Source organism: Phenylobacterium sp. J426 (assembly GCF_024699945.1).
Lineage (GTDB): Bacteria > Pseudomonadota > Alphaproteobacteria > Caulobacterales > Caulobacteraceae > Phenylobacterium.
Genome location: NZ_JAJOMY010000001.1, coordinates 3,415,015 through 3,441,040 on the forward strand (window position 1 = coordinate 3,415,015; position 26,026 = coordinate 3,441,040).

Annotated in this window: 23 protein-coding genes and 7 pseudogenes; 12 read left to right on the forward strand and 18 right to left on the reverse strand. The window is 67.0% G+C overall.

Going from position 1 to position 26,026, the window contains the following annotated elements:
- Positions 1–537: 537 nt before the first annotated feature.
- Both LRS10_RS18050 and LRS10_RS18055 read left to right on the forward strand, forming a co-directional pair.
- Complete coding sequence (locus LRS10_RS18050; protein WP_257817799.1) at positions 538–1,737, forward strand: IS256 family transposase; 1,200 nt, start codon at positions 538–540, stop codon at positions 1,735–1,737.
- Positions 1,738–1,763: 26 nt separating this feature from the next.
- Complete coding sequence (locus LRS10_RS18055) at positions 1,764–2,960, forward strand: AarF/ABC1/UbiB kinase family protein (RefSeq protein ID WP_257838467.1); 1,197 nt, start codon at positions 1,764–1,766, stop codon at positions 2,958–2,960.
- Positions 2,961–3,043: 83 nt separating this feature from the next.
- Here the strand turns inward: LRS10_RS18055 and LRS10_RS18060 are convergent, their stop codons facing one another.
- Positions 3,044–3,493, reverse strand: coding sequence for a hypothetical protein (locus LRS10_RS18060; RefSeq protein ID WP_257838468.1), 450 nt, complete (start codon positions 3,491–3,493; stop codon positions 3,044–3,046).
- The gene (locus LRS10_RS18065; RefSeq protein WP_257838469.1) at positions 3,480–4,022 is read right to left on the reverse strand and encodes an Hsp20/alpha crystallin family protein; all 543 of its coding nucleotides are present in this window, start codon (positions 4,020–4,022) and stop codon (positions 3,480–3,482) included. The genes LRS10_RS18060 and LRS10_RS18065 overlap by 14 nt, the downstream gene beginning before the upstream one ends.
- Positions 4,023–4,521: 499 nt before the next feature.
- On the opposite strand from LRS10_RS18065, the gene LRS10_RS18070 reads away from it, so the two are divergent.
- Entirely contained in the window at positions 4,522–5,301 is a 780-nt protein-coding gene (locus LRS10_RS18070) for a sensor histidine kinase (RefSeq protein WP_257838470.1), read from the forward strand.
- Positions 5,302–5,734: 433 nt separating this feature from the next.
- Here the strand turns inward: LRS10_RS18070 and LRS10_RS18075 are convergent, their stop codons facing one another.
- A complete protein-coding gene (locus tag LRS10_RS18075; RefSeq protein WP_257838471.1) occupies positions 5,735–6,124 on the reverse strand; it encodes a MarR family winged helix-turn-helix transcriptional regulator in 390 nt (129 codons plus the stop codon).
- A 346-nt stretch (positions 6,125–6,470) separates the two neighbouring features.
- On the opposite strand from LRS10_RS18075, the gene LRS10_RS18080 reads away from it, so the two are divergent.
- The 3 genes from LRS10_RS18080 to LRS10_RS18090 are packed head-to-tail and all read left to right on the forward strand — an operon-like array spanning position 6,471 to position 10,545.
- Positions 6,471–7,451 carry an HlyD family secretion protein gene (locus tag LRS10_RS18080; protein ID WP_257838472.1) on the forward strand — a complete coding sequence of 327 codons (981 nt, stop codon included), beginning with the start codon at positions 6,471–6,473 and terminating at the stop codon, positions 7,449–7,451.
- 3 nt (positions 7,452–7,454) lie between these two features.
- Positions 7,455–9,011: an MDR family MFS transporter gene (locus LRS10_RS18085; RefSeq protein ID WP_257838473.1), complete on the forward strand. Its 1,557-nt coding sequence runs from the start codon at positions 7,455–7,457 to the stop codon at positions 9,009–9,011.
- A 7-nt stretch (positions 9,012–9,018) separates the two neighbouring features.
- Positions 9,019–10,545, forward strand: a complete 1,527-nt coding sequence (locus tag LRS10_RS18090) for an efflux transporter outer membrane subunit (RefSeq protein WP_257838474.1) — start codon at positions 9,019–9,021, stop codon at positions 10,543–10,545.
- Here LRS10_RS18090 and LRS10_RS18095 read toward each other — a convergent pair.
- Positions 10,500–10,843, reverse strand: a pseudogene (locus LRS10_RS18095) (IS701 family transposase); the annotation flags it as partial. The gene LRS10_RS18090 and the pseudogene LRS10_RS18095 sit on opposite strands and share 46 nt — an antisense overlap.
- Positions 10,844–11,001: 158 nt before the next feature.
- Between LRS10_RS18095 and LRS10_RS18100 the strand changes: the two are divergent.
- Positions 11,002–12,497, forward strand: a pseudogene (locus tag LRS10_RS18100) (ISL3 family transposase).
- Between the two features lie 149 nt (positions 12,498–12,646).
- Here the strand turns inward: LRS10_RS18100 and LRS10_RS18105 are convergent.
- Positions 12,647–13,138: a transposase gene (locus LRS10_RS18105; RefSeq protein ID WP_257838475.1), complete on the reverse strand. Its 492-nt coding sequence runs from the start codon at positions 13,136–13,138 to the stop codon at positions 12,647–12,649.
- A gap of 245 nt (positions 13,139–13,383) precedes the next feature.
- Here LRS10_RS18105 and LRS10_RS18110 point away from each other — a divergent pair.
- Positions 13,384–13,632 (forward strand): annotated as a pseudogene (locus tag LRS10_RS18110) (transposase); the annotation flags it as partial.
- A gap of 159 nt (positions 13,633–13,791) precedes the next feature.
- Here the strand turns inward: LRS10_RS18110 and LRS10_RS18115 are convergent.
- The 10 genes and pseudogenes from LRS10_RS18115 to LRS10_RS18160 form a co-directional block, all read right to left on the reverse strand.
- Positions 13,792–14,016, reverse strand: a complete 225-nt coding sequence (locus LRS10_RS18115; RefSeq protein ID WP_374570377.1) for a hypothetical protein — start codon at positions 14,014–14,016, stop codon at positions 13,792–13,794.
- Positions 14,017–14,342: 326 nt separating this feature from the next.
- Positions 14,343–14,663: a 2Fe-2S iron-sulfur cluster-binding protein gene (locus LRS10_RS18120; RefSeq protein ID WP_257817806.1), complete on the reverse strand. Its 321-nt coding sequence runs from the start codon at positions 14,661–14,663 to the stop codon at positions 14,343–14,345.
- Positions 14,664–14,686: 23 nt separating this feature from the next.
- Positions 14,687–15,898 carry an NAD(P)/FAD-dependent oxidoreductase gene (locus tag LRS10_RS18125; RefSeq protein ID WP_257838476.1) on the reverse strand — a complete coding sequence of 404 codons (1,212 nt, stop codon included), beginning with the start codon at positions 15,896–15,898 and terminating at the stop codon, positions 14,687–14,689.
- 47 nt (positions 15,899–15,945) lie between these two features.
- The gene (locus tag LRS10_RS18130) at positions 15,946–16,416 is read right to left on the reverse strand and encodes a hypothetical protein (protein ID WP_257817804.1); all 471 of its coding nucleotides are present in this window, start codon (positions 16,414–16,416) and stop codon (positions 15,946–15,948) included.
- Positions 16,413–16,703: a hypothetical protein gene (locus LRS10_RS18135; RefSeq protein ID WP_257838477.1), complete on the reverse strand. Its 291-nt coding sequence runs from the start codon at positions 16,701–16,703 to the stop codon at positions 16,413–16,415. The genes LRS10_RS18130 and LRS10_RS18135 overlap by 4 nt, the downstream gene beginning before the upstream one ends.
- A 235-nt stretch (positions 16,704–16,938) precedes the next feature.
- On the reverse strand, positions 16,939–17,454 hold the full coding sequence (locus tag LRS10_RS18140; protein ID WP_257838478.1) for a hypothetical protein: 516 nt from the start codon (positions 17,452–17,454) through the stop codon (positions 16,939–16,941).
- Positions 17,351–17,986, reverse strand: a complete 636-nt coding sequence (locus LRS10_RS18145; protein ID WP_257838479.1) for a hypothetical protein — start codon at positions 17,984–17,986, stop codon at positions 17,351–17,353. Before LRS10_RS18145 ends, LRS10_RS18140 begins: the two co-directional genes overlap by 104 nt.
- Positions 17,983–18,927: pseudogene (locus tag LRS10_RS25260) on the reverse strand (acetaldehyde dehydrogenase (acetylating)). The gene LRS10_RS18145 and the pseudogene LRS10_RS25260 overlap by 4 nt, the downstream one beginning before the upstream one ends.
- A 106-nt stretch (positions 18,928–19,033) precedes the next feature.
- Complete coding sequence (locus tag LRS10_RS18155) at positions 19,034–19,444, reverse strand: hypothetical protein (protein WP_257838480.1); 411 nt, start codon at positions 19,442–19,444, stop codon at positions 19,034–19,036.
- A 116-nt stretch (positions 19,445–19,560) separates the two neighbouring features.
- Positions 19,561–20,551, reverse strand: a pseudogene (locus LRS10_RS18160) (IS3 family transposase); the annotation flags it as partial.
- A 161-nt stretch (positions 20,552–20,712) separates the two neighbouring features.
- On the opposite strand from LRS10_RS18160, the gene LRS10_RS18165 reads away from it, so the two are divergent.
- Positions 20,713–21,912 carry an IS256 family transposase gene (locus tag LRS10_RS18165; protein WP_257838481.1) on the forward strand — a complete coding sequence of 400 codons (1,200 nt, stop codon included), beginning with the start codon at positions 20,713–20,715 and terminating at the stop codon, positions 21,910–21,912.
- A gap of 69 nt (positions 21,913–21,981) precedes the next feature.
- On the opposite strand, the pseudogene LRS10_RS18170 reads toward LRS10_RS18165, so the two are convergent.
- Positions 21,982–22,197 (reverse strand): annotated as a pseudogene (locus LRS10_RS18170) (transposase); the annotation flags it as partial.
- 60 nt (positions 22,198–22,257) lie between these two features.
- Here LRS10_RS18170 and LRS10_RS18175 point away from each other — a divergent pair.
- Together LRS10_RS18175 and tnpB are read left to right on the forward strand one after the other, a co-directional pair.
- The gene (locus LRS10_RS18175) at positions 22,258–22,689 is read left to right on the forward strand and encodes a transposase (protein ID WP_257838482.1); all 432 of its coding nucleotides are present in this window, start codon (positions 22,258–22,260) and stop codon (positions 22,687–22,689) included.
- 79 nt (positions 22,690–22,768) lie between these two features.
- Entirely contained in the window at positions 22,769–23,041 is a 273-nt protein-coding gene (gene tnpB / locus LRS10_RS18180; RefSeq protein ID WP_257839202.1) for an IS66 family insertion sequence element accessory protein TnpB, read from the forward strand.
- Between the two features lie 18 nt (positions 23,042–23,059).
- Here tnpB and LRS10_RS18185 read toward each other — a convergent pair whose 3' ends face one another.
- The gene (locus LRS10_RS18185) at positions 23,060–23,224 is read right to left on the reverse strand and encodes a hypothetical protein (RefSeq protein WP_257817797.1); all 165 of its coding nucleotides are present in this window, start codon (positions 23,222–23,224) and stop codon (positions 23,060–23,062) included.
- On the opposite strand from LRS10_RS18185, the pseudogene LRS10_RS18190 reads away from it, so the two are divergent.
- Positions 23,213–24,423: pseudogene (locus tag LRS10_RS18190) on the forward strand (IS66 family transposase); the annotation flags it as partial. The gene LRS10_RS18185 and the pseudogene LRS10_RS18190 sit on opposite strands and share 12 nt — an antisense overlap.
- A gap of 582 nt (positions 24,424–25,005) precedes the next feature.
- On the opposite strand, the gene LRS10_RS18195 reads toward LRS10_RS18190, so the two are convergent.
- Positions 25,006–26,022, reverse strand: a complete 1,017-nt coding sequence (locus tag LRS10_RS18195; protein WP_257817796.1) for an IS110 family transposase — start codon at positions 26,020–26,022, stop codon at positions 25,006–25,008.
- Positions 26,023–26,026: the final 4 nt, after the last annotated feature.

The following is a 26,026-nucleotide window of genomic DNA, read 5'->3' on the forward strand; positions in this document are numbered from 1 at the left end:
GGGAACTCGCCGCAACGCAGAAAGTGCCGGCGCAGGTCGGACGCGCATGTGGGCTGATGCCCTAACGCCATGGTGGCGGCTCGACATGCCGGCTCCTGAAGTTCCGGCGGCCAACGCCGCACTGGCGGCCGTCTACGCCGCCCTGGAAGAAGGCAGCTTGGATGCGCCACCCGGCGCGCGCCGTGATGACGGTGCGGAATCAGGTGGAAGGCGCCCTTCGCGCCGCATTGCTCGCGCGGGGGCGGTCCCACTTGCAGTTTGTCCGCGGCGCTCTTGACACCGCAAGCCCCCGGGGCGGCCCTGACGGCGGACCTGCGACCGCTCCATTTCATCACCGAGACAGGCTTCCATGAGCACAGCGCCGACGGCGATTGGGTGGTGTCCCCGGACGTGGTGTAGCTGGGCGGTAGCGAAGCCGCTCGCGGAGCGCGCCCCTACAAGGCGCCGTAGGGAGCGAGCGGCGTAGCGGGGTGGTCATCCGCGATCTTCGGTTAGGGTCGGGTTTGCAGACACAAACCCCAAACCAGGAGACCGAAGATGACCGACGACATGATCGCCTTTCGCGGGCTGATGGAGAAGAGCGCCGACGCCGATTTGCTGCGCGAGATGATCGGCTTCACCGCCCAGCGGCTGATGGAGCTGGAGGTGGGCCAGCTCACCGGCGCGGGCCATGGTGAGAAGAGCGCTGAGCGGCTGGTCCAGCGCAACGGCTATCGCGATCGGGATTGGGAGACCCGGGCGGGCACGGTGGAGCTGCGGATCCCGAAACTTCGGAAGGGCAGCTACTTCCCGTTCTTTCTCGAGCCGCGGCGGCTGGCCGAGAAGGCGCTGACCGCAGTGATCCAGGAGGCCTACATCCAGGGCGTCTCCACCCGCTCGGTGGACGACCTGGTCCGGGCCTTGGACATGAGCGGCATCTCCAAGAGCCAGGTCAGCCGGCTGTGCGAGGAGATCGACGAGCGGGTGCAGGCCTTCCTGGAGCGGCCGATCGAAGGCGAGTGGCCCTACCTGTGGATCGACGCCACCTACGTGAAGGTGCGCCAAGCCGGCCGTGTCGTCTCGATGGCGGTCACCGTCGCCGTCGGCGTCAACACCGACGGCCGGAGAGAGGTGCTCGGCATGGGCATCGGCCCGTCCGAGGCGGAGACCTTCTGGACGGAGTTCCTGCGCAAGCTGGCCCGCCGCGGCCTGCGCGGCGTCAAGCTGGTGATCTCCGACGCGCACGAGGGCCTGAAGGCGGCCGCCGCGCGGGTGCTGAGCGCCACTCATCAGCGCTGCCGCGTGCACTTCGCCCGGAATGCGCTGGCCCACGCCGGCAAGAACGGCCGGCGGGTGGTCTCGGCGCTGATGGCCACCGCCTTCGCGCAGGACGACGCCGAGGCCGCAAAGGCCCAGTGGCGCAGGGTCCCCGACCAATTGCGCCTCAAGCTGCCGAAGCTCGCCGAGCTGATGGAGCGGGCCGAGGACGACGTGCTGGCCTACATGAGCTTCCCCGCCGCCCACCGGGTGAAGATCCACTCGGTCAATCCCATCGAGCGGGTGAACCGGGAGATCAAGCGCCGCACCGAGGTGGTCGGCATCTTTCCGAACGAGGCCGCGCTCGCCCGCCTGGTCGGCGCCATCCTGCTCGAGCAGTCCGACGAATGGGCCGTCCAGCGCTCCCGCTACATGCCGCTGGAAAGCTTCGCACTGCTCAGCGATGATGCCCTCGTCAGCCTGCCCGCCGTGGCCGCCTGACAAGTCCGGCCCAGCTGGAGAGCGCGGTGATCACACCGCCGAAGCTACACCACGGCTTGGGACACGATCGGCGATTGGCAAGCGCGGTTGGAGTGGCTCAGGCCGCCGATGATGAACCGGATCATTTTTCCGATCTCTCGCACTCGCTCACCAGATCAATTCCTGAGCGGTGGATGGGGTCGGGCGCGGCGGCCAGCCTTGCGTTATGTGATCGATCCGATCATCCCCGTCCCATGGCGCCCTTGACCTTTTCTCCCAGCGACTATCGCCGTCTTGCGACCGTGCTCCGCACCCTCGCTCGGACCGGTGCTCGACCTGTCTTGGTGCGGTTAGGTCTGCTTCGCGGCGCAGCCCCAGACGAGGTCGCCGAGGGCGCGGCATACGAAGGCTTAGTCGCGGCCCTCGAGGAGCTCGGCCCCACGTTCGTGAAGCTTGGCCAAATCCTGGCGACGCGGTCGGATCTGCTTCCGCCGGCGCTGACGGACCGGCTGAGCCGGCTTCACGCAGACGTCTCGCCCGCGCCCTTCGAGTGGATTCGCGAACAGCTGGCGATCGATCTGGGCGGCTCACCGGACGAAATCTTCGCGGAATTCTCCTCGACGCCGATCGCTGCGGCCTCGATCGCGCAGGTCTATGCCGCGCGGCTTAGGTCCGGTGAAGAGGTCGTCGTGAAAGTCCGCAGGCCTGGGATCGAGGCGATCATGCGCGCCGATCTGCGGCTGCTCGTGGCGGCCGCGCGTGTGGTCGAGCGCCGCGCGCCCGCGCTGCGCCGCCACCAGCCCGTGCGCGTCGTGACGGAACTCAGCGAGGCGCTTCTGGAGGAGATCGATTTGCGGATCGAGGCCCGCAATCAGTCGGAGATCCGCGAGCGGCGAACCGCGTTCCACGTGCCTCCTGTTCATGAGCGATTCACTACGGAAAGGACCATGGTCAGCACGCGCGTCCGTGGTCGCAGCCCGAACGGCGCCTTCCGCAAGGACGAGCCCGCCTTGGCGCGCGCTCTGGCGCCCGAAGCAGCCCGGGGGCTGCTGAGCATGATCCTGCTGGAGGGCGTGTTCCACGCAGATCCGCATCCCGGGAATGTTCTGGTTACGCCAGATGGCAGACTTGCTCTGCTGGACTTCGGATCGGTCGGAAGGCTCTCGGCGAAGCGGCGAGAGCAGGTCCTCGTCGTTCTCGGCTCACTGGTCGACGCGGATGTCCGGGGGTGTCCGATGTGCTGATGGACTGGTCTGGGCGCTCGGGCGCCCCGCCGCCTGGGCTCGAGCAAGCTGTCGACAGGTTCTTCCTGCGCTATGCCGCTGACTCAGGCCGGCCGATCCGGCTTGCGGAGGCGATCTCCGAATTCATCACGATCGCCCGCGAAAACGCGCTGACGCTGCCGTCGGACCTGCTGCTCTTGCTGCGCGCCCTGGGCATCGCCGAAGGCCTTGCGAGAACGCTCGATCCAGACCTGGATGTTATCGCCGCGATCGCGCCCGTGGTCGTCAGGGCGTTCGCCGCCCGGTTTGAACCGAAGGCGCTGGCCGCCCGCGCGTTCCGCACCTTCAAGGAACTGGACCAGGTTCTGGCGATGGCGCCCGAAGCGCTCCGGCGTGGAATCGGACGGGTCAGCCGCGACGGCCTTGTCGTGCAAGTGTCGAGCTCCGACTTGACCGACTTGCCGCGCGCCGTGAGACGCGCCGGCGACAGCATCGCGCTTGGGATCGTTGTCGCCGCCCTGCTTGTCACGGTCGCGATAGTCACGGTCGCGCAAGACGACCAACTCGCAGCGCTCGGGCGCGTCGCAATTCTACTCCTTGGGGGGCGCCGGCCTGATCGCCTTCTTGCGCCGTCTGTACCGGGACTGACGCTTGGCGCACGGGGGCGCGCTTGGCGTCGCCGCGCGTCCAAGCGGCCTTGGTCATTTCCACCACCAGCACGCCATTCTCAAGTGTCGCCTTCACCTGATCAGCATCGACGGCTTCCGGCAGATTGACGGTGCAGTCAAAGGGAGCTCCGATGCCACCGGAGCGGCGTGGACGACCGACCGCCTGCAATCGCAAACGCTGCGGTCCCACGTCCAGGATCAGGCCCTCTCTGCCATGGCCCGGGATGTCGAATTCTACGGTGACGGCCTCCACGGTCTGGCTGACGTTGAAGGGCGGACGCAAGTTCGCAGGGGAACTCACTCCCGCCTTGAGCCGGCGCCGAACGCCTTCGAGGCCCCGGCCGATGCGGCTGACGTATTCCAGCCGGGCTGAAGACACCCGCCGGCCCAACGTAAGGGACACATCACCGATCATCGCCAGCTCCTGGAAACATTTCGCTAGCTCAAGACCATGGCTGCAATGGCGGCGGATTCAAGGCGGCTCACCGCCTGACCTCGGACCACAGCTCAATGAGTTCTGCGGCGCAGAAGCCAACCACCGCGGGCACAACGGACAGGGCCGAGTTCAAAGTGGCCATAGTCTCGGCCGCGCGCCCATACGAGGACGCCTCAGCAGGTTCCATCCCGTCTTGTGATTGAGATGTGGCCGCTACCGCCTGGAGCGCGTCGCCCGGCTCAACTATCGGCGGCCGAAGGTGGACCTGGTGCGCGATGCGCAGTGTCCCGCCCGCATCGCCGTGGGCGCCCTGCGCAACGCCGCCGGCGCCCCCCGCCTGCCAGACCTCAGGTTACCGGATTATGGGCTGCGCCGCGTGTGGCTATGATGTAGGATCAGGCATCGTCAGTTCGAGGCCCGGCCGCGGGCGGCTGAGAAATCCTTCGCGCTCCCGCCCCGCTCCGTCTGGTTTGGCGCAATGTCTTCAGCCGTCGTCGAAACCCTTGAGGCCCTGGCGCGCGCCACGGCCACGGCGATGGAGCAGGTCCGCCTCGTGGCGGCGTTGTCGAAAGCTCTGGAGGAGGCGGAACTCGCCCGAGACGAACTGCGCCATCGGGTGAAGAACGCCTACACCGCCACTCAGGCGCTCGCGAGCCTGACCCTGCCGCCGGACCAGGCCCGCGCGCTCTCGGCGCGCATCGCCGCCCTCGCCCGGGCGCACGACCTGTTGGACCGCAAGCTAGCGCGCCAGGACCGCATCACCCTGCAGGAGCTGATCGACGCCGAACTCGAACCCTACGGCGTCGAGCTGCCTGGACGGATCAAGGTGTCGGGCCCGGCGGTCACCTTGCGAGGCGAGCGCGCTCTGGCGCTCGGCCTCGCGCTCAACGAGCTCGCCACGAACGCACTGAAGTACGGCGCACTGTCGGTGCCGACCGGCCGCCTGGACGTGAGTTGGCGAATCCAGCGGGGCCATGTCGTGCTGGAGTGGCGGGAGTCGGACGGACCCGCGGTGCAGGGGGGCCGGGATAGAGAGTTTCGGCTCCAGGCTCCTGCGTCGCCTGATCGAAGGGCAACTTGCCGGCTCGCTGCGTCGCCACCTCCACAATTCGGGCGTGACCTGCACGATCGAACTCCCCGCCCAGGAGTTGATCGGCTCGACCGTTTCCAGCGAGCCCTAGCCGCAGCGACCGGCGCAGTCTCCGCAGAAGAAGTAGAGTTCGTGCGCTCGGGCGGGGCCGCCGCCCGCTCGCGTTAGCGCCGCAGGCGTGGCAGGCGCGTTCCAGCGCACGGGCGTCGAAGGCTGCCATAAGGTCGCGGGAACGCCGGGCAAGACGACGGTCGGGCTGGTGCGAAGCACCCAGAGCACAAAGTCCGGAGCCCTCAGTAGGAGGGTTTCGGCCGTGCGTCCGTCGTTGCGGCCATCTGAAGGCGCATCCCGGACGGTGATCCCCGCGCCTTGCGCAGACAAGCCTCGCAAGGGAAGGCCGCCTCGAGTGCGGCGCTTCGTCGATGGCCTCGCCGCGCGCTCGGCTTGCCGGACGGACCGGTCCCTCGCGTCGCGGCGCCCGATACTCCGCCGATCAGCGGCGATTGAGACCATGGAGGCCGAAGAGCACCAGATCCGAACGATCCGCTCCCGCCCCTTCAGCGGGCGGCGCCTCAGAGCTGATGGAGGCGAAGGTGCTCAGTCAGAACTGTGCGCCCCCTTTGCCAGACGCGCCGGCGCGAGTTCTGCGGATACCCGCCTGCTGTTCGAGGCCACTCACGATATGGTCCAGGTGCGAAATCGCCTTCTCAAGCGCTTCTAGCTCTCCGGTCGACAAGCTGCCGAAGGTCTGACCGACGACCTCGTCGTAGAGCGGCAGCCCCTGCTCCAGCATCTTCCTACCGGCGTCAGTTATCTGAACCATCTTCGCTCTACGGTCTCCTTCGACCGGAGAGCGGCTGGCCAGGCCGTTCTGCTCCAGCCAATCGATCGCCTGGGTCACCGTTCGAGGCGCCTGATCGAAAAAGCCCGCGATATCGGTCGAGCGGCGCGGCTCTTCTGCAAGGAACGCGAGCAGCTTCAGGCGCGCCATCGACGCGCCATGGGCGGAGAGGTGCGTGTCGATTAGCCGTCGCATCCTGTACCACGCCCATCCAAACCTCGTCGCGACCGTGCGCAGCTCCTCTTTATTAGGTTCCATATGTTATGCGATTGCCACTTCTGGCGATGTGTGGCAAGGGCCGCGCCTTTCAACCAATGGGTGGCCAGGGATGGCGGATCATTCAGCGGGCGCCGTGGAGAATGGTGAAAGGACGGAGGGGCGTCGGGGTTCCCCACTCAAGTCCGGGCGGGTTCGGCTTGCGTTGCTCCTTGGCGCAATTGCCGTCCTGATTTCTGGAGCCCTCTGGTATTCGGATTACCAGGTACGAGGCAGATACTTGCAAAGCACCGACAACGCCTATGTGTCGGCAGACTCGGTTGTCGTGGCGCCAAAGATCGCCGGATATGTCGAGCGCGTGTTCGTTACGGAAAACCAGGCGGTCAGGAAGGGCCGGCCACTCGCGGAGCTCGATCCGCGCGAATACCGCGCCCAGGCCGAGCAGATTACCAGCCAGATCGATGCGGCGGCCGCCGCGGCGGAAACTGCGCGGTCCCAGATTGCTGAGCAGCAGGCGGCGATTGCGCAGGCGCAGGCGCAGCTAGGCGCCGCGCGTGCTGAGGCCGCGTTCGCCGGCCAGCAGGTCGCGCGCTACCAGCCGCTCGCCGCGTCCGGCGCAGAGCCTCGCGAGCGGCTGGCGCAGCTCGAGACCCAGGCGCACCAGGCGCGGGAACGGGTCGATGCCGCGCAGGCGGCGCTTCTGGCGGCGCAACGCCGTGTCAATACCCTCCGCGCTCAGGTGCGCCAGGCCCAGTCGCAGGCCGCGGCCGCACGCGCGCAACTCGCGGCGGCCCGCGTCACCGTCGAGTCGACCTCACTTAGGGCGGCGATTGACGGGCGGGTCGGTGATCTTGCGGTCAGGGTCGGCCAATTCGTGCAGCCCGGCACGCGGCTGATGACCCTGGTTCCGGTGGACCGGTTGTTCATCGAGGCGAATTTCAAGGAGACGCAGCTCGGGCTCATGCGGGTCGGTCAGCCGGTGAGCATCGAAGTCGATGCGCTGCCGGGCGTCGAGCTGACGGGACGGGTCGCCAGCTTTGCTCCCGGGACAGGCGCGCAATTCTCCGTGCTGCCGCCGCAGAACGCGACCGGCAACTTCACCAAGATCGTCCAGCGCGTGCCTGTTCGGATCGCGATCGAGGCGCCGCCGGAGGTGCGGCGGCTCCTGGTCCCCGGGATGTCGGTCGAAGTCATCGTCGACACACGCTCGGCGAAGGGCGAACTGGAGCGGATTCGGCAGGCTGCGAGCCGGGAGCGCTAAACCATGGCGACGGCCGCCGCCCCTGCAGGTGCAGTTCGCCCAGAACGGGCCGACGCGACCGCTTGGATCGCTGTCGCCGCCGGTGCGCTGGGGGCGCTGCTCGCGACGCTCGACATCTCGATCGTCAACTCCGCACTTCCCACCATCCAGGGCGAGATTGGCGCCACAGCCACGGAGGGGACCTGGATCGCCACGGCCTTTCTCGTCGCCGAGATCGTCATCATCCCGTTGAGCGCATGGCTCGAGCGGCTGTTGGGGCTGAGGACGCTGCTTCTCATCGCCGTCGTCGGCTTTACCGGCTTCTCGATCCTGTGCGGGGTGGCCACCGACTTGACAACCATGATCATCGGTCGCACCGGCCAGGGGTTCCTGGGCGGGGCACTCATTCCGACCGCGATGACGATCGTCGCCAAGCGCCTTCCGCCCCAGCAGCAGCCGATAGGCATGGCGCTCTTCGGAATGACGGTGATCCTTGGACCGGTGCTGGGGCCGTTGCTCGGCGGCTGGCTCACCGAAAACCTGAGCTGGCACTACGCCTTCTTCGTCAATGTGCCGGTTTGCGCCCTCCTGCTCATCCTCCTGCTGCTGGGCCTGCCGCACGAACGGACGAACTGGGTCTACCTGCGCGAGGCGGACTGGTTCGGAATCCTCGGGATGATCCTCGGCCTGGGAGGGCTGACCGTCGTTCTCGAGGAAGGGCACCGCGAGGAATGGTTTGAATCGTCCCTCATCGTCCAGCTGACGATCGTGACCGTCATCGGCTTCGTGATGTTGGGGATCGGCCAGATCCGGGCGGCGAAGCCTGTCTTGAAGCTGCGGATCGTTCTCAACCGGCAGTTCGGCAGCGTGGTGGTCATGGCGCTGGCGCTCGGGATGGTGATGTACGGCTCGATGTTCGTGATCCCCCAGTTCCTCGCACTGATCGCCGACTACAACGCGCTGCAGACCGGCCAGGTCATCTTTCTCATGGGCGTGCCCGCCTTCGTCTTGATGCCCATCGTGCCGTTCCTGATCCGGGTGGTCGACATCAGGGTCGCTGTCGGCGCAGGCCTGGCCATCATGGCGATCAGCTGTTTCGCAAGCACCAGTCTTACGGCGGAGTCCGCGGGCGAGGCCTTCACTGCCGGACAGCTGCTGCGCGGGGTGGGAATGATCCTGACCATGCTTTTTCTGAACCAGGCGACCATCGCCTCGGTCAGCAGCGAGGACGCCGGCGACGCCTCGGGCATCTTCAATGCGGCGCGGAACCTGGGCGGCTCATTCGCGCTCGCGGCGCTTGCCTCCTTCCAGGACCAGCGGATGTGGCTCCACAGCCGACGGATGGAGGAGACTCTCTGGGCCAGTGATCCCCTTCTGCAGGAATATCTCGCGGGGATGTCACATGCGCTCGGGAGCCCGCAGGCGGCGTTCCAGGCGCTCGCCGGCACCATCCAGCAACAGGCGTTCGTCATGACCTACAATGACATATTCTGGGCGATGGCCGTTGCGACGCTGGCGACCCTGCCGCTCGTGCTCTTCCTCCGTCCCCTGCCCAAGGGGCTGTCGCTAGCGATGCACTGAGACTTCGATGAGCAGGTTCAGACATTTCATCCTTGCCCCGCTGCTGCTTGGCGGATGCGTCGTCGGCCCGGACTATTCTGGACCGCCGGAGCTCGGCCGCGCGACCCCAGGCCCCACGTTCGTTCAAAAAACGGCAGGCGTGAGTTCACACGAGCCCACCGTGGCCGCCTGGTGGAGCGCGCTGCAGGACCCGGTGCTCAACGAGCTTGAGCGGCGCGCGCTTGCGTCGAACCCGTCGATCGAGGCGGCGCAGGCGAGAATCCTGCAGGCTCGCGCATCGGTCCGCCAGGAGCGCGCCGCCCTGTTCCCGACCGCAGGGGCTCAGGCGACGGCAGTGATCGCAGATCTGCCGGGCTTGGATCTACAGTCGGGCCGGGCAAGCGGCGCCCCCTCGCCTGCTCCCGTGCCGTCGTCCGAACAAGGTGGGGACACCTCGCTCGAGTTCTACAATTTCGGGCTGAACGCCAATTGGGAGATCGACCTTGCCGGCGGACAGGTCCGCCGGATCGAAGCGGCCAACGCCCTCGCGGCGGCGGCGGCCTACAACGCTGCGGATGCGCAGGTCCAGCTGACCAGCCAGATCGCGGATGCCTATACGAACCTTCGCGACCGGCAGCAGCGCGCCGCCGCCCTGGGGCGGGCGCTCGACCTGCAGCGTCAGCAACTCGACCTTGCCCAGCAGCGCTTCCGGCAGGGCACGGCGCCGGCGTTCGCCGTCGGCCAGGCGAACCGAGCGATGCAGGCGACAACCAACGATCTCGCAGTGGCGGAAGCCGAGATCGAGATCTACCTAAATGCGCTGGCTGTGCTCGCGGGCGAGGCGCCGGGATCGCTCGACGCGTTGCTGGCTGAGCCGCGTGACGTCCCCTTACCTCCCCAAAGCGTGGCGATCGGCGATCCCGCCTCGCTGTTGCGCCGGCGGCCGGACATCCGCGCCGCCGAGCGTAGCCTTGCGGCCGCGACGGCGCGCATCGGCGGCGCGGAGGCGGCCCGGTTCCCCAGGATCAGCTTCATGGGCATCCTCGGGATCGGCGGCACGTCGCTGGACGATCTCGTGGCCGGCGGCGACGTTTCCAAAATCGCCGTGCCTCAGCTTCAATGGGGCGTGCTGGACTTTGGACGAACCTCGGCGGCGGTCGCGCAGGCGCGCGCCGGTCGCGATGAAGCCGAGGCGCAGTATCGGCAGGTGGTGCTCAGCGCGTTGCGGGACGCCGAAACCGCGCTCGCGCGCTTTGCGCAGCAAAGGCGGACCGTCGCCGCATTGGCCGAGATCAAGCGGGCGGCCGACGAATCGGCGGTGCTGATGCGACAGCGCCACGAGCATGGCGTCGTCTCACTAGGCGACAGCCTGGAGGCCGAGCGCCAGCGGGTGCTGGCGGAGGCGAACCTGCGCAGCGCCGTCGCGGCGCTGACCGGTAGCTACGTGGCCATCCAAAAATCACTTGGCCTCGGGTGGACAATCCTGCGGAAGCCACCAGCAGCCGCCTGTCATCTTGAGCGGCCGCCTAGCACTGCCTTGGCAGATTCCGTGTGAGCCGTGCTCTGCAATGCGGACATCGTCGCGAGTCTGCCAGGAAGAGTTGATCGATGAGGGCCTGTCGGCTCGCCGGCAGGCTCGGCTGAGATGGCGGGCCGAAGGTTCGTTTTCCCCACCCGCCCGAGTCAGGCGGCGGCTTTGCAAGAAAGCGTAGGCGATCATTGTCATCAGCGCGTGCCGGTGCAGCCCTGTCCATGACCGCCCCTCGAATGGTCGAGGCCAGTTGTTCCTTGAGCTGCTGGTGGGCTTGCTCGCACGCCCAGCGCGCCTTGACCGCCGCGGCCAAGGTCTTCAGCGTGCTGTCTGTCAAACGGCGCGCAAAAATGGCTCTGACTCACTTTTGATAAAATCCGGCCGCCGGCTGGCGTTGGTTCGCAAAAGGAGTCAACGCCATGGGGCAGTCCCTCCGACCATCTTCCCCTCGTCCCGCGCGGCTTTGTAGTCGACGCCGCTATCAACGAGGGCGAGGCGACGTTGATCACGGTTCGGCCCTCGTACACTTCGAGCTCCTGTCCAGGCTGCGGAACGAGATCGGAGCGGATTCACAGCCGATATCGGCGACGGCTGGCGGATTTGCCGATTGCGGGTAAGCCTGTCCACCTCGTCGTCGTGGCGCGACGCTTTCACTGCGCCGCCGTGCTGTGTGGCCGGCGGATATTCGCCGAGCGCTTCGACAAGGACGTTCTGGCGCCATGGGCACGTCGAACTGCCCGCCTGGATCATATTGTCCACCATCTCGGGCTTGCCCTGGGCGGGCGACCGGCCGCGAGTTTCGCCCGCAGGCTGATGTTGCCAGTGAGCAACGACACGTTGTTGCGCGTCGTGCGACGTCGCGGCAGCCCGCGTTTCATTCCGCCGACGGTGATCGGGATCGATGACTGGGCGTGGCGGCGCAACCAGCGCTATGGGACCATCATTTGCGACCTGGAGCGGCGCAAGACCATCGCCCTGCTGCCAGACCGGGAGCCGGCGACAGCCCAGGCCTGGCTATCAGACCAACCTCAGATCGTATCGTCGCCCGTGACCGCGGCGGCGGCTACGCCTTGGCGGCGGCAAAAGCGTTACCAAGGGCGACCCAGGTGGCGGACCGGTGGCATTTGATGGAAAACGCCAGCCACGCCTTCCTCGATGCCGTGCGTAAATCCATGCGCCAAATTCGAACCGCCATCGGAGCCGCCACGATCAATCCCGACCTGCTCACCGCTGCCGAGCGGATCCAGTACGAGGGATATCTTCGCCGGGAAGACACCAACGCCGCCATTCTCGGGCTGGCAAAGGGCGGGGCGACCATCAAAGAGATTGTTCGTCGGACCGGGTACAGCCGCGGCTTTGTTCGCCGTGTGCTGCGCGGTCAACGCTCGGATGTCTTCCGCGTCCGGGAGAGTTCGCTTGAACTGTACCTGCCCTGGCTTGACGCTCAGTGGGCAGCCGGACAACGGAATGGCGCCGAGCTATGGCGACAGCTCAAGAGCCAAGGGTTTCGCGGCTGTCGTAGGGTCGTCACCGAGTGGGCTACGCGACGGCGTAAGGCTGAGAAGATGGATGGCGACGCCTTGAGCCGAGCCCCCTCGGCCCGGACCATTGCGCGGCTCATGACCATCGGTCGCGACGATCTTTCCAAGTCCGAGAGCGTCACAGTCGCGGCGATCGAGGGTGGCGTGCCTCTGTTGGTCGAGGCGCGGGAAACCATCGCCGCCTTCCAGGCCATGATCCGCAAGAAGTCTCTCGCCGATCTCGAGCCCTGGCTGGAGCGAGCCCGATCGAGCTTGGTCGCTTCCTTCGCCAACGGCGTCGTCAGAGACCGGGCGGCCGTCAGCGCGGCGATCGCCTCGCCATGGTCCAACGGCCAGACCGAGGGGCAGATCACCAAACTCAAGCTGGTGAAACGCCAGATGTACGGCCGTGGAAAGCTCGATCTGCTGCAGGCTCGCGTCATCGGCGCCGGATAAGCTCCCTCACCACCAAGATTGCGTCAGAGCCAATTTTCCACGCCGATTCACAATCCTTGTCCAGGCCGGCGAGGTCTTCAGCCAGCCGGTCGAGCTCACGGACATGCCGCTCTATCGCGACCCGCTCATCGTGGGGGACTGGCTGCCGCTCAAGCCAGGTCCGACCGACGCCGCTGAACAAATCGGCATGGGATCAGGTGCGCGTGCAGGATGGCGTGCACTTCGTTCTTGAGCCGGGTGCGGTGCCGAACGACCTGGTAGCGGCGAGCCGTCAGGCGTCGCCTCCGCTCGGTCTCGGCGTCCGGCGTCCAGATCTCGGGCAGGTAGCCGGCCGCGCGCAGGCTCGCCAGCGTGCCGGCGTCGATCTTGTCGGTCTTCACGCGGGCATGAGCGATCGCCTTCACCTGGAGGGGGTTGGCGATAATCACCCTCCCGACGAACGGCGAAAGGACCCGCGACACGGCCATGGCGTTGCCGGTCGCCTCGATCACCACCTCGTCGGTCTTGAGTAGGCTGCGGCCGAAGCCCTCCAGCGCGGGTCGGGTCATGTCCACTCGCCCCGCGCGCGTGAGCTTGCCTTCTTCCCAGATCACCACCTCGCCGAAGGTCCGGTGGATGTCTATTCCAACAACACGTCGCATTGCCTCCTCCTGTCGGGTTGGATGACGGGAGCGGCGGGCGACACGATAACTACGAATCCGCGCTCACAGCGCAACCGGGCGAGTCGCAGAGGCGGCCAGCTACTAACTCGAGCTCACGGCTCATCATGTGCATCGGCCTGCCCGCACCTTCGTGCTCCCGGCGCCTCTGTCCCGGATGGTCGCACGATAAGCCGCAGCTGCGACAGCCACAGCGGGACTTCGGCGCCGCCATCCTCATACCGGTTACGAATACGCTGGAGCGGCTGAACAAGGAGGTGAAGCGCCGGGCCGACGTCGTCGGCATCTTCCCCAACGAGGCCTCGATCATCCGCCTCGTCGGCGCCGTGCTCATGGAGCAGAACGACGAATGGCAGCTGCAGCACCGCTACCTCAGCCTGGAGCCGCTCGCCGATCTCGGCCAGCCCCCCGACGAGGATCAGATCCTACTTGTTCCACCCGCCGCAGCGCCCATACTTACACCGCGCTCGGCCTGAGACGTCACACCGCTAGGCCAGCCCAATTTCCACCACTCAGGGACGTGACCTGGGCGGATCCTGAAGGGCATCGGCTACGCGCGATTGTCGGCCCGGGCCACATGCTCTTTGTCCCTCGCGCCGCTTCAGTCGACGGGTCTCGCCGGCTGAATCTCCTCGCTACGCCGCCTGCAGCTGAGGCTGCTTGTACACGCCGCCCGAGCGAAGAAGTGCCCAGACCGCCCGCGGGGCCGCGGCTGGCGCCTCATAGACCGCCGCCAGCACAAGCAGTCGTCGGACCTGCCAGGCGTCGTTGTTGGCCCGTGCAAGCGCGCGAAGCTGAGCGGCGTCATAATCCTGGCGAAGCGCGATAGCTGGCATGGCGAACCCCTCCGGCTCGACCATCGAACCCTCTTCTCCGCTCAAAGGGAATCCCCACAGAGTCAGACGCAGCGCCGGTCGGTATATCATTGAACCTGGATCACCTCTCGGGGGCAGGCCACAGGCAGGCGCCCCACCAATCAGCGCCGTGGCGTGAGAATAGCGCTTGCATCTCAGAGGCACCTCGACGAGCTTCTCCCGTGGGCTTATACTCCCTTCTGCTGCGGCGTGATCGCCTCACCCGACTCGCATGGTCGCAGCGCCACCCTAGTAGATTCTCGCCAGCGGCACAGAGCAATCTGGACGTACGTTTCCGTTCCGGCCGGCAGATCAAGCGGTCGTCTCGCGGTTCAGCGTTGGCTCTGCGGCATGCGTGCGACGAGGCCGTTCAGGGCGTCGGTCACTTTGATCTGACAGGAGAGGCGGCTGTTCTCCTCAACCTCCTCGGCGAAGTCCAACATCGCGACCTCCGTGGCCGAGCGCCAACCGGCCACGTCGAGCCAGGCTTCGTCCACATAGACGTGGCAGGTCGCGCAGGCGCAGGCGCCGCCGCAGTCGGCGTCGATGCCCGGGATGTTGTTCTTCACCGCGCCTTCCATGACGGAGAGGCCGGACTTCACGTCGATCACGTGCTCGGTGCCGTCGTGTTCGATGTAGGTGATCTTGGCCATGGCGCTCCCCGTGAGCCGCGCGTTTAAGCGGCGACCTCTTTCATGGAAATCGTGGGATCGGCAAGCCGCGTCTTGTCGACGGGCTTGCGGTTGAGGATGAGCTGCTTGCCCATCATGAACTCGGGCGGGGCGTTGATCGCCTCCACCGCCTGCAGCTGGTCGCCCTTCAGATGGAAGACCGCGAACTTCGCCGTCGCGGGATCTCCGCGCAGCACGATCTGGTCGGCGTCGAACGGATAGCCGGCGATCTGGAGCTTCAGGTCGTACTGGTCGGACCACTGCCAGGGGCACTCGCCCGCCGGTCGCGGACGGCCGGTGATGGCGGCGGCGGCCTGCTTGGCCTGCTCCAGGGCGTTGGGCACGCTCTCCATCCGGAACATGCGCTCGTAGATCGGCATCGGCCGGTGGGCCACGTCGCCGATGGCGAAGATGGCCGCGTCCGAGGTGCGGGCGTCGAGGTCGACCACGATCCCGCGGGCGGTCTCGAGGCCAGCGTCGGCGGCGATCTCGTCGTTGGGCGCAGCGCCCACGCCGACCACGACGGCGTCGCAGGCGATGACTTGGCCGCTGGCGAGGCGGACGCCGGTCACACGCCCCTCGCCCTCGAAGGCCACCACGGAACAGCCCAGCTCGAAGCGGACCCCGTGGGCCTCGTGATAGCTGCGGAAGAAGTCCGACAGCGCGTTGCGGGCCACCCGGGCCAGGAGGCGCTCTTCGCGCTCCAGCACCACGACCTCTGCGCCCAGGGCGCGCCCGGAGGCGGCGACCTCCAGCCCGATATAGCCGCCGCCCACCACGGCCAGGGTCTTGCCCGGACCGACGGCGGCCTTCAGCTGCTCGGCGTCGGCGGCGGTGCGCAGCGCCATGACCCCGGGGAGGTCCGCGCCGGGGATCGGCAGGGCGATGGCGCGGGCGCCCGTGGCGATGATCAGGATGTCGTAGGAGAGCGCCCCGCCGTCCGAAAGGAGGACGACCTTGTCGCTGCGCTTCAGCTGGACGGCGCGGACGCCCGGCCGGAAGTCGATCCCGTGCTCGGCGTAGAATTCCAGCGGCTTCAGGGCCAGGGAGTCGGCGTCGGCCTCGCCCTTCAGCCAAGCCTTGCTGAGCGGCGGGCGCTGGTAGGGCGGGATCGGCTCCTCGCCGACCAGGGTGATCGGCCCCGCATGGCCGTACTGCCGCAGCAGGGCCGCGGCCGTGCCGCCGGCATGGCCGGCGCCCAGGATCAGCACCTTCATCATGTTGTTGGAACAGGCGGCGCGGGGTGAAGCACGGATCGGAACTCCTAAACTGTCGGTCTGAACGGCATCAGCTGATTATTGAGGCCTTCAGCTTTCCAGCTGCGCATAGACCAACCAGCTGGCGACAACGCCACAGAGCAGAGAGCGACCAGCGCCCAATGAGCCAGGCCCGCCGCGCCGAGCCCAAAAGGACCGGCGAGCAAGTCGCTCAGCTCGCCGGCGGAGACCGGACCGCCGGCCGGCGCGCTTTGGAGAAGGCCGCCGCCAGAGTCACCCAGCACATTGGGCAGCTGCACCCCGTCAGTCACGCAGACGAGGGCCACCTTCGCACTGTGGCCAACCTGGTCCACCGAGCCGGCGAGGCTGGCGCCGGCCCCGACAATGGATAGTGGGGCCTCCGGACACGCGCCGAAGTCGATCGGCGCATAGCCGGCTCCCTGCAGGTCCAGCGCCAATCGCGCGGCCAGCTCCACCAGGCTGACGGAGCCCCCACCAAGGTCGGCGGCCATGGTCAAGGCGCTGTTTCCCTAAGGACGTGACCGACGAGCGTCTTGACCTCCTGGGCCTTGTCCCATTGATCCCATTCGCGGGATTTGCCGAAGACATGCAAACGCACCTCCGGTAGGAACTTCAGGAGCAGGGAGGCGTGATCGAGGGTGACCGTCCGGTCATCACGCCCCCAGATCAGCAGTGTGTTTTGCGCGACCAACGGCGATAGCGCCTCGCCGGAAGGCAGAAGGCTGCGACTGAACGGCGGGTTAGCCGCATCGCCCGGATCATGGCTGGCATCAAAGCCTGGCATGAAAGCGGCATTCGACTAACTCGTCCGTGAGTTCGAGGGGGTCACGAACCCTGACATCCGCGGAACTGCCAGGCCTCTCGCGAGACGATACGGGGCGCTCGTAGGAGGCGAGAAGATGTTTGACACCGTCGCCTAGCATCGGCGCAGCGATTTCTCGTACTTTTATAGATCGCTTCGAAATCTCCCTATCTATAACCACCTTCATACACCACATTGTAGTTCACCACTTTAGACTCTAAGGAGATTCAGTTCCAGCCCCTGCCTGGGAGGCGAGATCGAGGGCGACATCGACGATCATGTCCTCCTGTCCGCCGACCATGCCTCGGCGTCCGAGTTCCAGGAGGATGCTGCGGACATCGACGCCGTAGGTGTCCGCCGCACGCTCTGAATGCCGCAGGAAGCTTGAGTAGACGCCGGCATATCCGAGGGTCAGGGTCTCACGATCCACGCGAACGGGGCGGTCCTGCAGAGGGCGAACAAGTTCGTCCGCCGCGTCCATGAGCGTGAAAAGGTCGGCGCCGTGTGGCCAGCCGTACAGATCCGCCACTGCGATGAAGACCTCCAGCGGGGCGTTCCCCGCCCCCGCGCCCATACCCGCCAAACTGGCGTCCACGCGGGTCGCGCCAGCCTGGACCGCCGCGACAGAATTAGCGACGCCGAGGGAAAGGTTGTGATGGGCGTGGATGCCACGTTCCGTCTCTGGCCTGAGGACCCGGTCGTAGGCCTCGAGCCGCGCCGTGACGCCGTCCATGGTAAGCGCGCCGCCCAGAATCCGTGACGTACACGCAATTCGCGCCATAGCTCTCCATGAGGAGCGCCTGCTGCGCCAGCTCTTCCGGACAAGCTCTATGGCTCATCATCAGGAAGCCGGCGACGTCCATGCCGAGGTCGCGCGCGAACCCGATGTGTTGTCTGGAAATATCGGCTTCCGTGCAATGCGTCGCGATACGAACCGACCGCACCCCCGCGTGGAATGCGCGCTTCAAGTCATGAACCGTTCCGATGCCGGGCAGAAGGAGGGTCGTAAGTGTCGCGTGGGTCAACTGTTCAGCAGCGGCGGAAATCCACTCCCAATCCGAATGGCGACCAAACCCATAGTTCAGCGAAGATCCGGCAAGACCGTCACCGTGCGCGATCTCGATGGCGTCCACCTTGGCCGCGTCCAGCGCCTTAGCGATCTTGATGATGGCGTCTAGACCGTACTGGTGGCCTATCGCGTGCATGCCGTCACGCAGGGTGACGTCCTGGATATAGAGCTTCCTCGGCTGTGCAATTCGGGTCACGCGCGCACCGCCTTAGTCCGGGCCGCCGCCACGCGCTCTGCAGTGTTGAGGGCGGCTGACGTCATTATGTCCAGATTTCCGGCATAGGGCGGAAGATAGTCCCCGGCACCTTCGACCTCCAAAAACGTCGTAACCTTATACCCGGTAAAGTTTTCGCTCGTATCTGGAATGTAGATCGGCTGATTATCTCCAATCCGCTCGATCTGCACTTCTTGCTTGAGCCGATAACCCGGAACGTAGGCCTGAACGCTTTCGACCATCTTTTCTATAGCCGCCTTGATCGCCGCAGGCTCCCCCCTTCAGCCAGACAGTACACTGTGTCGCGCATAACCAGCGGGGGCTCGGCCGGGTTGAGAATGATGATTGCCTTGCCGTGATCAGAGCCTCCTACTGCAGCGATGGCCCGGGAGGTTGTTTCGGTGAATTCATCGATGTTCGCTCGGGTCCCTGGCCCAGCCGACTTCGAGGCGATGGACGCCACGATTTCCGCATAGCGGACGCGCGCCACTGAACTTACCGCGGCGACGATGGGGATGGTGGCCTGGCCGCCGCACGTGACCATGTTGAGGTTCTGTGCGTTGAGGTGAGCGTCTCCGTTCACCACGGGGACGACATATGGGCCGACCGCCGCAGGCGTCAGGTCGATCATGACCTTGCCGTCCGCGAGACAGATCTCCTGATGCCGCGCGTGGGCTGCGGCCGAGGTTGCGTCAAAAACGATTTGAACCTCGGGCCAGCAATCAAGTTCGCGCAGACCGTCAATGCCGCGGTCGGTTGTGGCGACTCCCCAGGCGCTTGGCTCGCGCTAAACCCTCTGAGGCGGGGTCCACGCCCGCGAGGGCCCCCAGCGCGAGGTGGCGAGATCTGTAAAGGATCTTAAACATCAGATCCGTACCAATGTTGCCGGACCCGATGATCGCGACCTTCGTCTGTAAGCTCACGCTGCTACTCCGTACTTGAACCCGCGATCGCCGAGCCGGCCGATGGAAACCGTGACTGAAGCCCCCGGTGCGACCGACACCGCCGGCCCAAGCGCGCCCGTCAAAATCAGATCGCCCGCCCACAACGGCTCGCCCCTCGCCGCGAGCGTGCGCGCCAACCATGCGGCGGCGGTGAGCGGACTGCCAAGGCGAGCGGCGCCAACCCCCATCGAGGCAGCGCGCCATTGACCTCGAGGATCATTCCGCACCCGTCGGCGATCTCCATGTCAGAAAATAACGCGCCGAAGTCAGGTTGATTGAACCCGAGTTGCTTTTGTACGGCTTCGGACATCAGGCCTATCTTCTTGCCGATGATCCTTCGGCCGCCCTCTACCCAGTAGCGGGTATTGATGCTCAGGACGGCACAAGCGCCCTCCATGCCCGACAGATCAAGGCCGTCTCGCAGGGGCGTAAGAGGCCCCCGATCGTGGGCCTGCCGCAGATGCGCGGCCAAGTTATCAAGTTTCTCAGACGCCACTTAGGGCGACTCCCGATTTTGTGTTGTTGTTGGCGTAAGCGTAGAGCTCCGACGTGTCGACCAGCAATGGGTGCGTAATGGAGAGTCCCACATCGTGAGAAGACCAGGCGACACTCCTAATCTCGTGACCTGCCCCCCGCCGGTCCCTCGATCATTATGAGAGTCCTGGGGGGTTGGTAGCTGATCTCCAGCGTCGGCGGTAGCGGCCGGCCGGTGGAGCTGATCAAGTTGCGCAGCCGGCCGGCCGCGGGGTTCAGCCGCACGGCTTCGGGGGTAAGCCCGCCATGCGCCGAGTGCGGGCGCACGTGGTTGTAGTCGAGCCGCCAGCGCTCGATCACGGCGCGGGCCTCAGCCAGGTTGGCGAAGACCTCCTCGTTCAGACACTCGTCGCGCAGCTTGCCGTTGAAGCTCTCGACGAGAGCCGTTCTGCTGCGGCTCGCCCGGTGCGATGTAATGCCAGTCAACGCCGGTGCGGTTGGTCCATTCCAGCATGGCCCGGCTGGTCATCTCGGTCCCGTTGTCGCTGACGATGGTGGCTGGCTTGCCCCGCCGGGCGATCAGACCGTCCAGCTCGCGGGCCATGCGACGGCCGCCGATCGAGGTGTCCACGACCAGCGCCAGGGCTTCGCGGGTGAAGTCGTCGACGATGCACAGGATCCGGAACCGCCGGCCCCAGCTCAGCGCATCGGCCACGAAGTCCAGGCTCCAGCGCTGGTTGGGACCATCCGGCAGCGCCATGGGCGCGCGCGTGCCGGTCGCGCGCGCGGCCACGGCGCCTGCGCACCGCCAGGCCCTCCTCGCGGTAGAGCCGGAAGAGCTTCTTCTTGTTCATGCTGACGCCTTCACGCTCGAGCAAGATGCCCAGCCGCCGGTAGCCGAAGCGGCGACGCTCCGCCGCCAGGCTCCGCAGCCGCTCACGCACGTCCGCATCGCCCGCCTGAGCCACGCGACGCACCGTCTTGGGATCGATCTGGACCAGCCCGAAGGCGCGCCTCTGGGAGAGGCCGCGCTCCGTCACCAGACGATGCACGGCCGCCCTGCGCGCTGCAGGCCCGATCAGTTTTTTCCTAGAAGGTCCTTCAGGGCCGAGACGTCCAACATGGACTGGTGGTGTCCCCGGACGTGGTGTAGCTGGGCGGTAGCAAGCCGCTCGCGGAGCGCGCCCCTACAAGGCGCCGTAGGGAGCGAGCGGCGTAGCGGGGTGGTCATCCGCGATCTTCGGTTAGGGTCGGGTTTGCAGACACAAACCCCAAACCAGGAGACCGAAGATGACCGACGACATGATCGCCTTTCGCGGGCTGATGGAGAAGAGCGCCGACGCCGATTTGCTGCGCGAGATGATCGGCTTCACCGCCCAGCGGCTGATGGAGCTGGAGGTGGGCCAGCTCACCGGCGCGGGCCATGGTGAGAAGAGCGCTAAGCGGCTGGTCCAGCGCAACGGCTATCGCGATCGGGATTGGGAGACCCGGGCGGGCACGGTGGAGCTGCGGATCCCGAAACTTCGGAAGGGCAGCTACTTCCCGTTCTTTCTCGAGCCGCGGCGGCTGGCCGAGAAGGCGCTGACCGCAGTGATCCAGGAGGCCTACATCCAGGGCGTCTCCACCCGCTCGGTGGACGACCTGGTCCGGGCCTTGGACATGAGCGGCATCTCCAAGAGCCAGGTCAGCCGGCTGTGCGAGGAGATCGACGAGCGGGTGCAGGCCTTCCTGGAGCGGCCGATCGAAGGCGAGTGGCCCTACCTGTGGATCGACGCCACCTACGTGAAGGTGCGCCAAGCCGGCCGTGTCGTCTCGATGGCGGTCACCGTCGCCGTCGGCGTCAACACCGACGGCCGGAGAGAGGTGCTCGGCATGGGCATCGGCCCGTCCGAGGCGGAGACCTTCTGGACGGAGTTCCTGCGCAAGCTGGCCCGCCGCGGCCTGCGCGGCGTCAAGCTGGTGATCTCCGACGCGCACGAGGGCCTGAAGGCGGCCGCCGCGCGGGTGCTGAGCGCCACTCATCAGCGCTGCCGCGTGCACTTCGCCCGGAATGCGCTGGCCCACGCCGGCAAGAACGGCCGGCGGGTGGTCTCGGCGCTGATGGCCACCGCCTTCGCGCAGGACGACGCCGAGGCCGCAAAGGCCCAGTGGCGCAGGGTCCCCGACCAATTGCGCCTCAAGCTGCCGAAGCTCGCCGAGCTGATGGAGCGGGCCGAGGACGACGTGCTGGCCTACATGAGCTTCCCCGCCGCCCACCGGGTGAAGATCCACTCGGTCAATCCCATCGAGCGGGTGAACCGGGAGATCAAGCGCCGCACCGAGGTGGTCGGCATCTTTCCGAACGAGGCCGCGCTCGCCCGCCTGGTCGGCGCCATCCTGCTCGAGCAGTCCGACGAATGGGCCGTCCAGCGCTCCCGCTACATGCCGCTGGAAAGCTTCGCACTGCTCAGCGATGATGCCCTCGTTAGCCTGCCCGCCGTGGCCGCCTGACAAGTCCGGCCCAGCTGGAGAGCGCGGTGATCACACCGCCGAAGCTACACCACGGCTTGGGACACGATCCATGGACTCCGCCAGCAGCTTCTTCAGCCGCCGGTTCTCGTCCTCCAGGGTCTTCAGATTCGTGGCGTCCGAAACGCTCATGCCGCTGTACTTGGCCTTCCAGCGGTAGAAGGTCTGCTCGCTGATCCCGTGCCGACGGCGAACCTCCGCCGTCGGGCTCCCGGCCTCCTGCTCCCGCAGCACGCCGATGATCCGTAAGCGGCGCTCCGAGGGCACCTTCCAGGTCTGAATTGAAGCGATGACAATAGCGATCTCGATCGGAGACGAGATCCGCAGATGTCTGGTTTTGACCCTACGCACGACCTTACGTGCGAGCCGAAGCCGATTGTGGTGCGTCGGCTGGAGGTGATCACCGGTGTCGGCGGGCGGCGGACGTGGTCGGCGGACGCCAAAGCCGAGATCATGCTGGAGGCGCTGGCGCCTGGCGCGACGGTGTCGGAGGTGGCGCGTCGCCACGACCTGCGGCCGCAGCAGGTGTTCGGCTGGCTGCGCGAGGCGCGCAAGGCGGCAGAGCCGGCGCCGGCGTTCGTGCCCGTGGTGGTCGAGCCGGCCGAACCGCCGAGGACCGTGGCGGCGAAGAGACGGCGCAAGCCGCGGGTCGGCGGCGACATCGAAATCGAGATCGACGGCGTGTTGGTGCGGATCGGCCGCGGCGCTGAGGCCAAGACGGTGGCGACGGTGATCCAGGCGCTGAAGGCTGGCCAGTGATCCCAGGATCGGGGCCGCCGGCGGGCGTGAGGGTGCTGGTGGCGACCAGGCCGGTGGACTTCCGCCGGGGCATGATGGCCTGGCCCGGGCGGTGAAGGAGGATCTGAAAGCCGATCCATACTCGGGCGTGATCTACGTCTTCCGAGCGAAGCGGGCCGACCGGATAAAGCTGCTGTACTGGGACGGATCCGGCCTGGTGCTCTACGCCAAGCGCCTGGAACAAGGCGGCTTCCGTTGGCCGCAGATCACCGACGGCGTCATGCGGCTGAGCGCGGTGCACCTGGTCGCCGGAATGGAGTGGACGCGGGTGATGACCCCGCGGCGGACGCGGGCCCCGCAGGAGGTGTCCTGAACCCTGCGGCGAGTTGACTCAGGAGGCGCGCGAGGGCGCCTCAAAGCGGCCGCGCCGTGATCTACTTCGCTCGTGGAACTGCCGCGTGACATCGACGCCGGGACGCTCTGGGAACTGCTCCAGGCCGAGCGCGCGCGCCATGCCGCAGAGCTCGATGAGCGCGATCGGAAGATCGCCGCTCACGAGGACGCCCGGGCCGCGGACCACGAGGAGATCGCGCGGCTGACGCGGATCATCCGCGATCTCCAGCGAACTACCTTTGGCGCCGCTCGGAGAAGCTGGAGCCCGATCAGCTCGCGCTGGCGCTGGAGGATCTCGAGCAGGAGCTGGCCAGCGCTGAGCTGCGCCTGTCGACGCCGGCCGAGAAGGCCGCCACGGCGGCGAAGCGGCGGGCCAACCGCGGATCCCTGCCGGCCCATCTGCAGCGCGTCGAACGCGTGATCGACATCGACGACAAGACCTGCCCCTGCTGCGCGGGCGCCCTGCACCGGATCGGCGAAGACGTCGCCGAGCGGCTGGACGTCATCCCGGCGACCTTCCGGGCGCTGGTGATCCGCCGGCCCAAGTACGGCTGCCGAACCTGCGAAGAGGTGGTGGTGCAGGCCCCGGCCCCGGCGCGTCTGATCGAGGGCGGCCTGCCGACCGAGGCCACCGTCGCCCACGTCGTGGTCGCCAAGTACGCGGACCACACGCCGCTGTACCGGCAGGCCCAAATGTACGCCCGCCGCGGCCTCGTGCTCGACCGCTCGACCCTGGCGCACTGGACCGGGACCGCGGCCGAGCTGCTGAAGCCGCTGCATGCGCGGCTGCTGGAGAAGCTGAAGGGCTCGGGAAAGCTCTTCGCCGACGAGACCAGGGCGCCGGTGCTGGACCCTGGGCGAGGCCGAACCAAGCTCGGACAGCTATGGGCTTAGGCGCGTGACGACCGAGCCTGGGGCGGCCCCGCGCCGCCGGGCGTGGCCTTCGTCTATGCGGGGGATCGAGCGACCTCGTCGCCGGCGCAGCATCTGGCCGGCTACCGCGGCGTGCTGCAGACCGACGGCTATGGCGCCTACAAGGCCTTGGCCAAGGGCGGCGCTGTCGAGCTCGCCTTCTGCTGGACCCATACGCGCCGCTACTTCCACAAGCTGCTGGACGAGAAGAACCCGGCGAAGACGCCCATCTCCGCCGAGGCGATCGCCCGCATCCAACAGCTCTACGCCGTCGAGGACGAGATCCGCGGCCGATCGGCGGACGACCGGCGGGCCGTGCGTCAGGCAAAGAGCGCGCCGCTGCTGGCCGATCTGAAGCCGTGGCTGAGCGCCCGCCTCGAGCTGATCAGCCAGAAGGGCGACCTGGCCAAGGCGATCCGCTACGTCCTGAACCACTGGGAAGGCCTCACCCGATTGCGCATTCCAGTGATCGTGGGCACGGATTCCACGCGATGGTGGGCGCCTGTTCCACGTGATCGTGGGCGGCTCGGTCGGCCGACGTGGGCATGGAGTCATGTGTGGATGGCCCCACCCCGGCATGTGTGGATGGCCCCACCCCGGCAACCGATTTCCGCGCAAGAGCCCTCGCGCCAGCGAGGGCTACCCTTCCCTGGAGGGCATGGCAGCCCCACAGACGGCTGGTGAAGAGCGGTCAAGGAGCGCGCGGGACGCGCGCCCGGCGAAGCCGGCTTGTCCTTGACGGCTCGAAGCCAGCCGGCTCCCCTCGCTGCCGGCCTCCACCGGAGCGATCAGACACATCAACGAAGGTGAGTGGCGGTGGCTCGGCGCGCGGTCATGTGTCCGGCCTGTCGGTGCAGTCATCTTCGGCTGCTGGCCCTGATGGAGTGCGCGGGGCTCGGGTCCCGATCAAGGGTACGCGCTCGAGGCGCTACGACTCGCATGGTTTGCCGAGCCCAGGTGTCGACCCGTCGCCATCACCTCCGTCGTCGCCGACGCACACACCGCCCGCCGCGAGATGCAGCGGGCAAGCTCCTAAGCCGCCGCTTCGCGATAGACGCCGCCCTTCGCCAGCAATGCCCAGACGATCCGCGCATGCTTGTTCGCGAGCGCTACGGCTGCCAGCAACAGCGGCTTCCGCGCGAGCAGGCGGCCAAGCCAGCTGTCGCTAAAGCCGGGTCGCCGGCGCGCGGCCAACAGCACCGCCACGGCGCCCGAGACCAGCAGTCGTCTCAGGGTCCTGTCGCCCATCTTGCTGATCCGGCCCAGCCGCGCCTGGCCGCCTGTGGAGTGCTGTCGGGGTACGAGCCCCAGCCAGGCTGCGAAGTGTCGGCCACATTTGAAGCGGGCCGGATCCGGCACGGTCGCCAGGAGAGCGCTCGCGGTGAGCGGTCCTATGCCCGGGATTGTCATCAGGCGTCGGGCGTCTGGATCGGCGCGGCAGCGGCGCGCGATCACGACGTCGAGCTTGCCGATGCGGTCGCTGCAGTCCTCGATCTGGTCGATCAGCAGTTGCAGGCTCTCCCGTGCGTAGTCCGGGGCCTCCGTCGTCGCGTCTAATCGCTCCAGCAGCGTCGGCAGGTTGTGCAGCCCGACGCCGGCCGTGATGCCGAACTCCGCCAAGTGCCCACGCAAGGCGTTGACCGCCATGGTGCGCTGTCGGACCAAGAGTTCCCGGGTGCGGAGCGCCGCCTGGGCAGCCTGCTGGTCGGTCGTCTTCACCGGCACGAACCGCATCGACGGCCGGCTGATCGCTTCGTAGATCGCCGCAGCGTCCGCCGCATCGTTCTTCTGGCGCTGGACGAAAGGCTTCACGTAGATCGGCGGCACAAGCCGAACCTCGTGGCCCATGCCTGCGAGAAGCCGGCCCCAATAGTGAGCGCCGGAGCACGTCTCCATGCCCACGATGACCGGGCTCAGCTTCTCGAAGAAGGGCAACACCTCTGACCGACGGAGCTGGCGCCGCAGCACCACGTTGCCGGCCGCGTCGACGCCGTGAACCTGGAACACGCGCTTGGCCAAGTCGACGGCCACTGTGGTAATCTCACCCATGGAT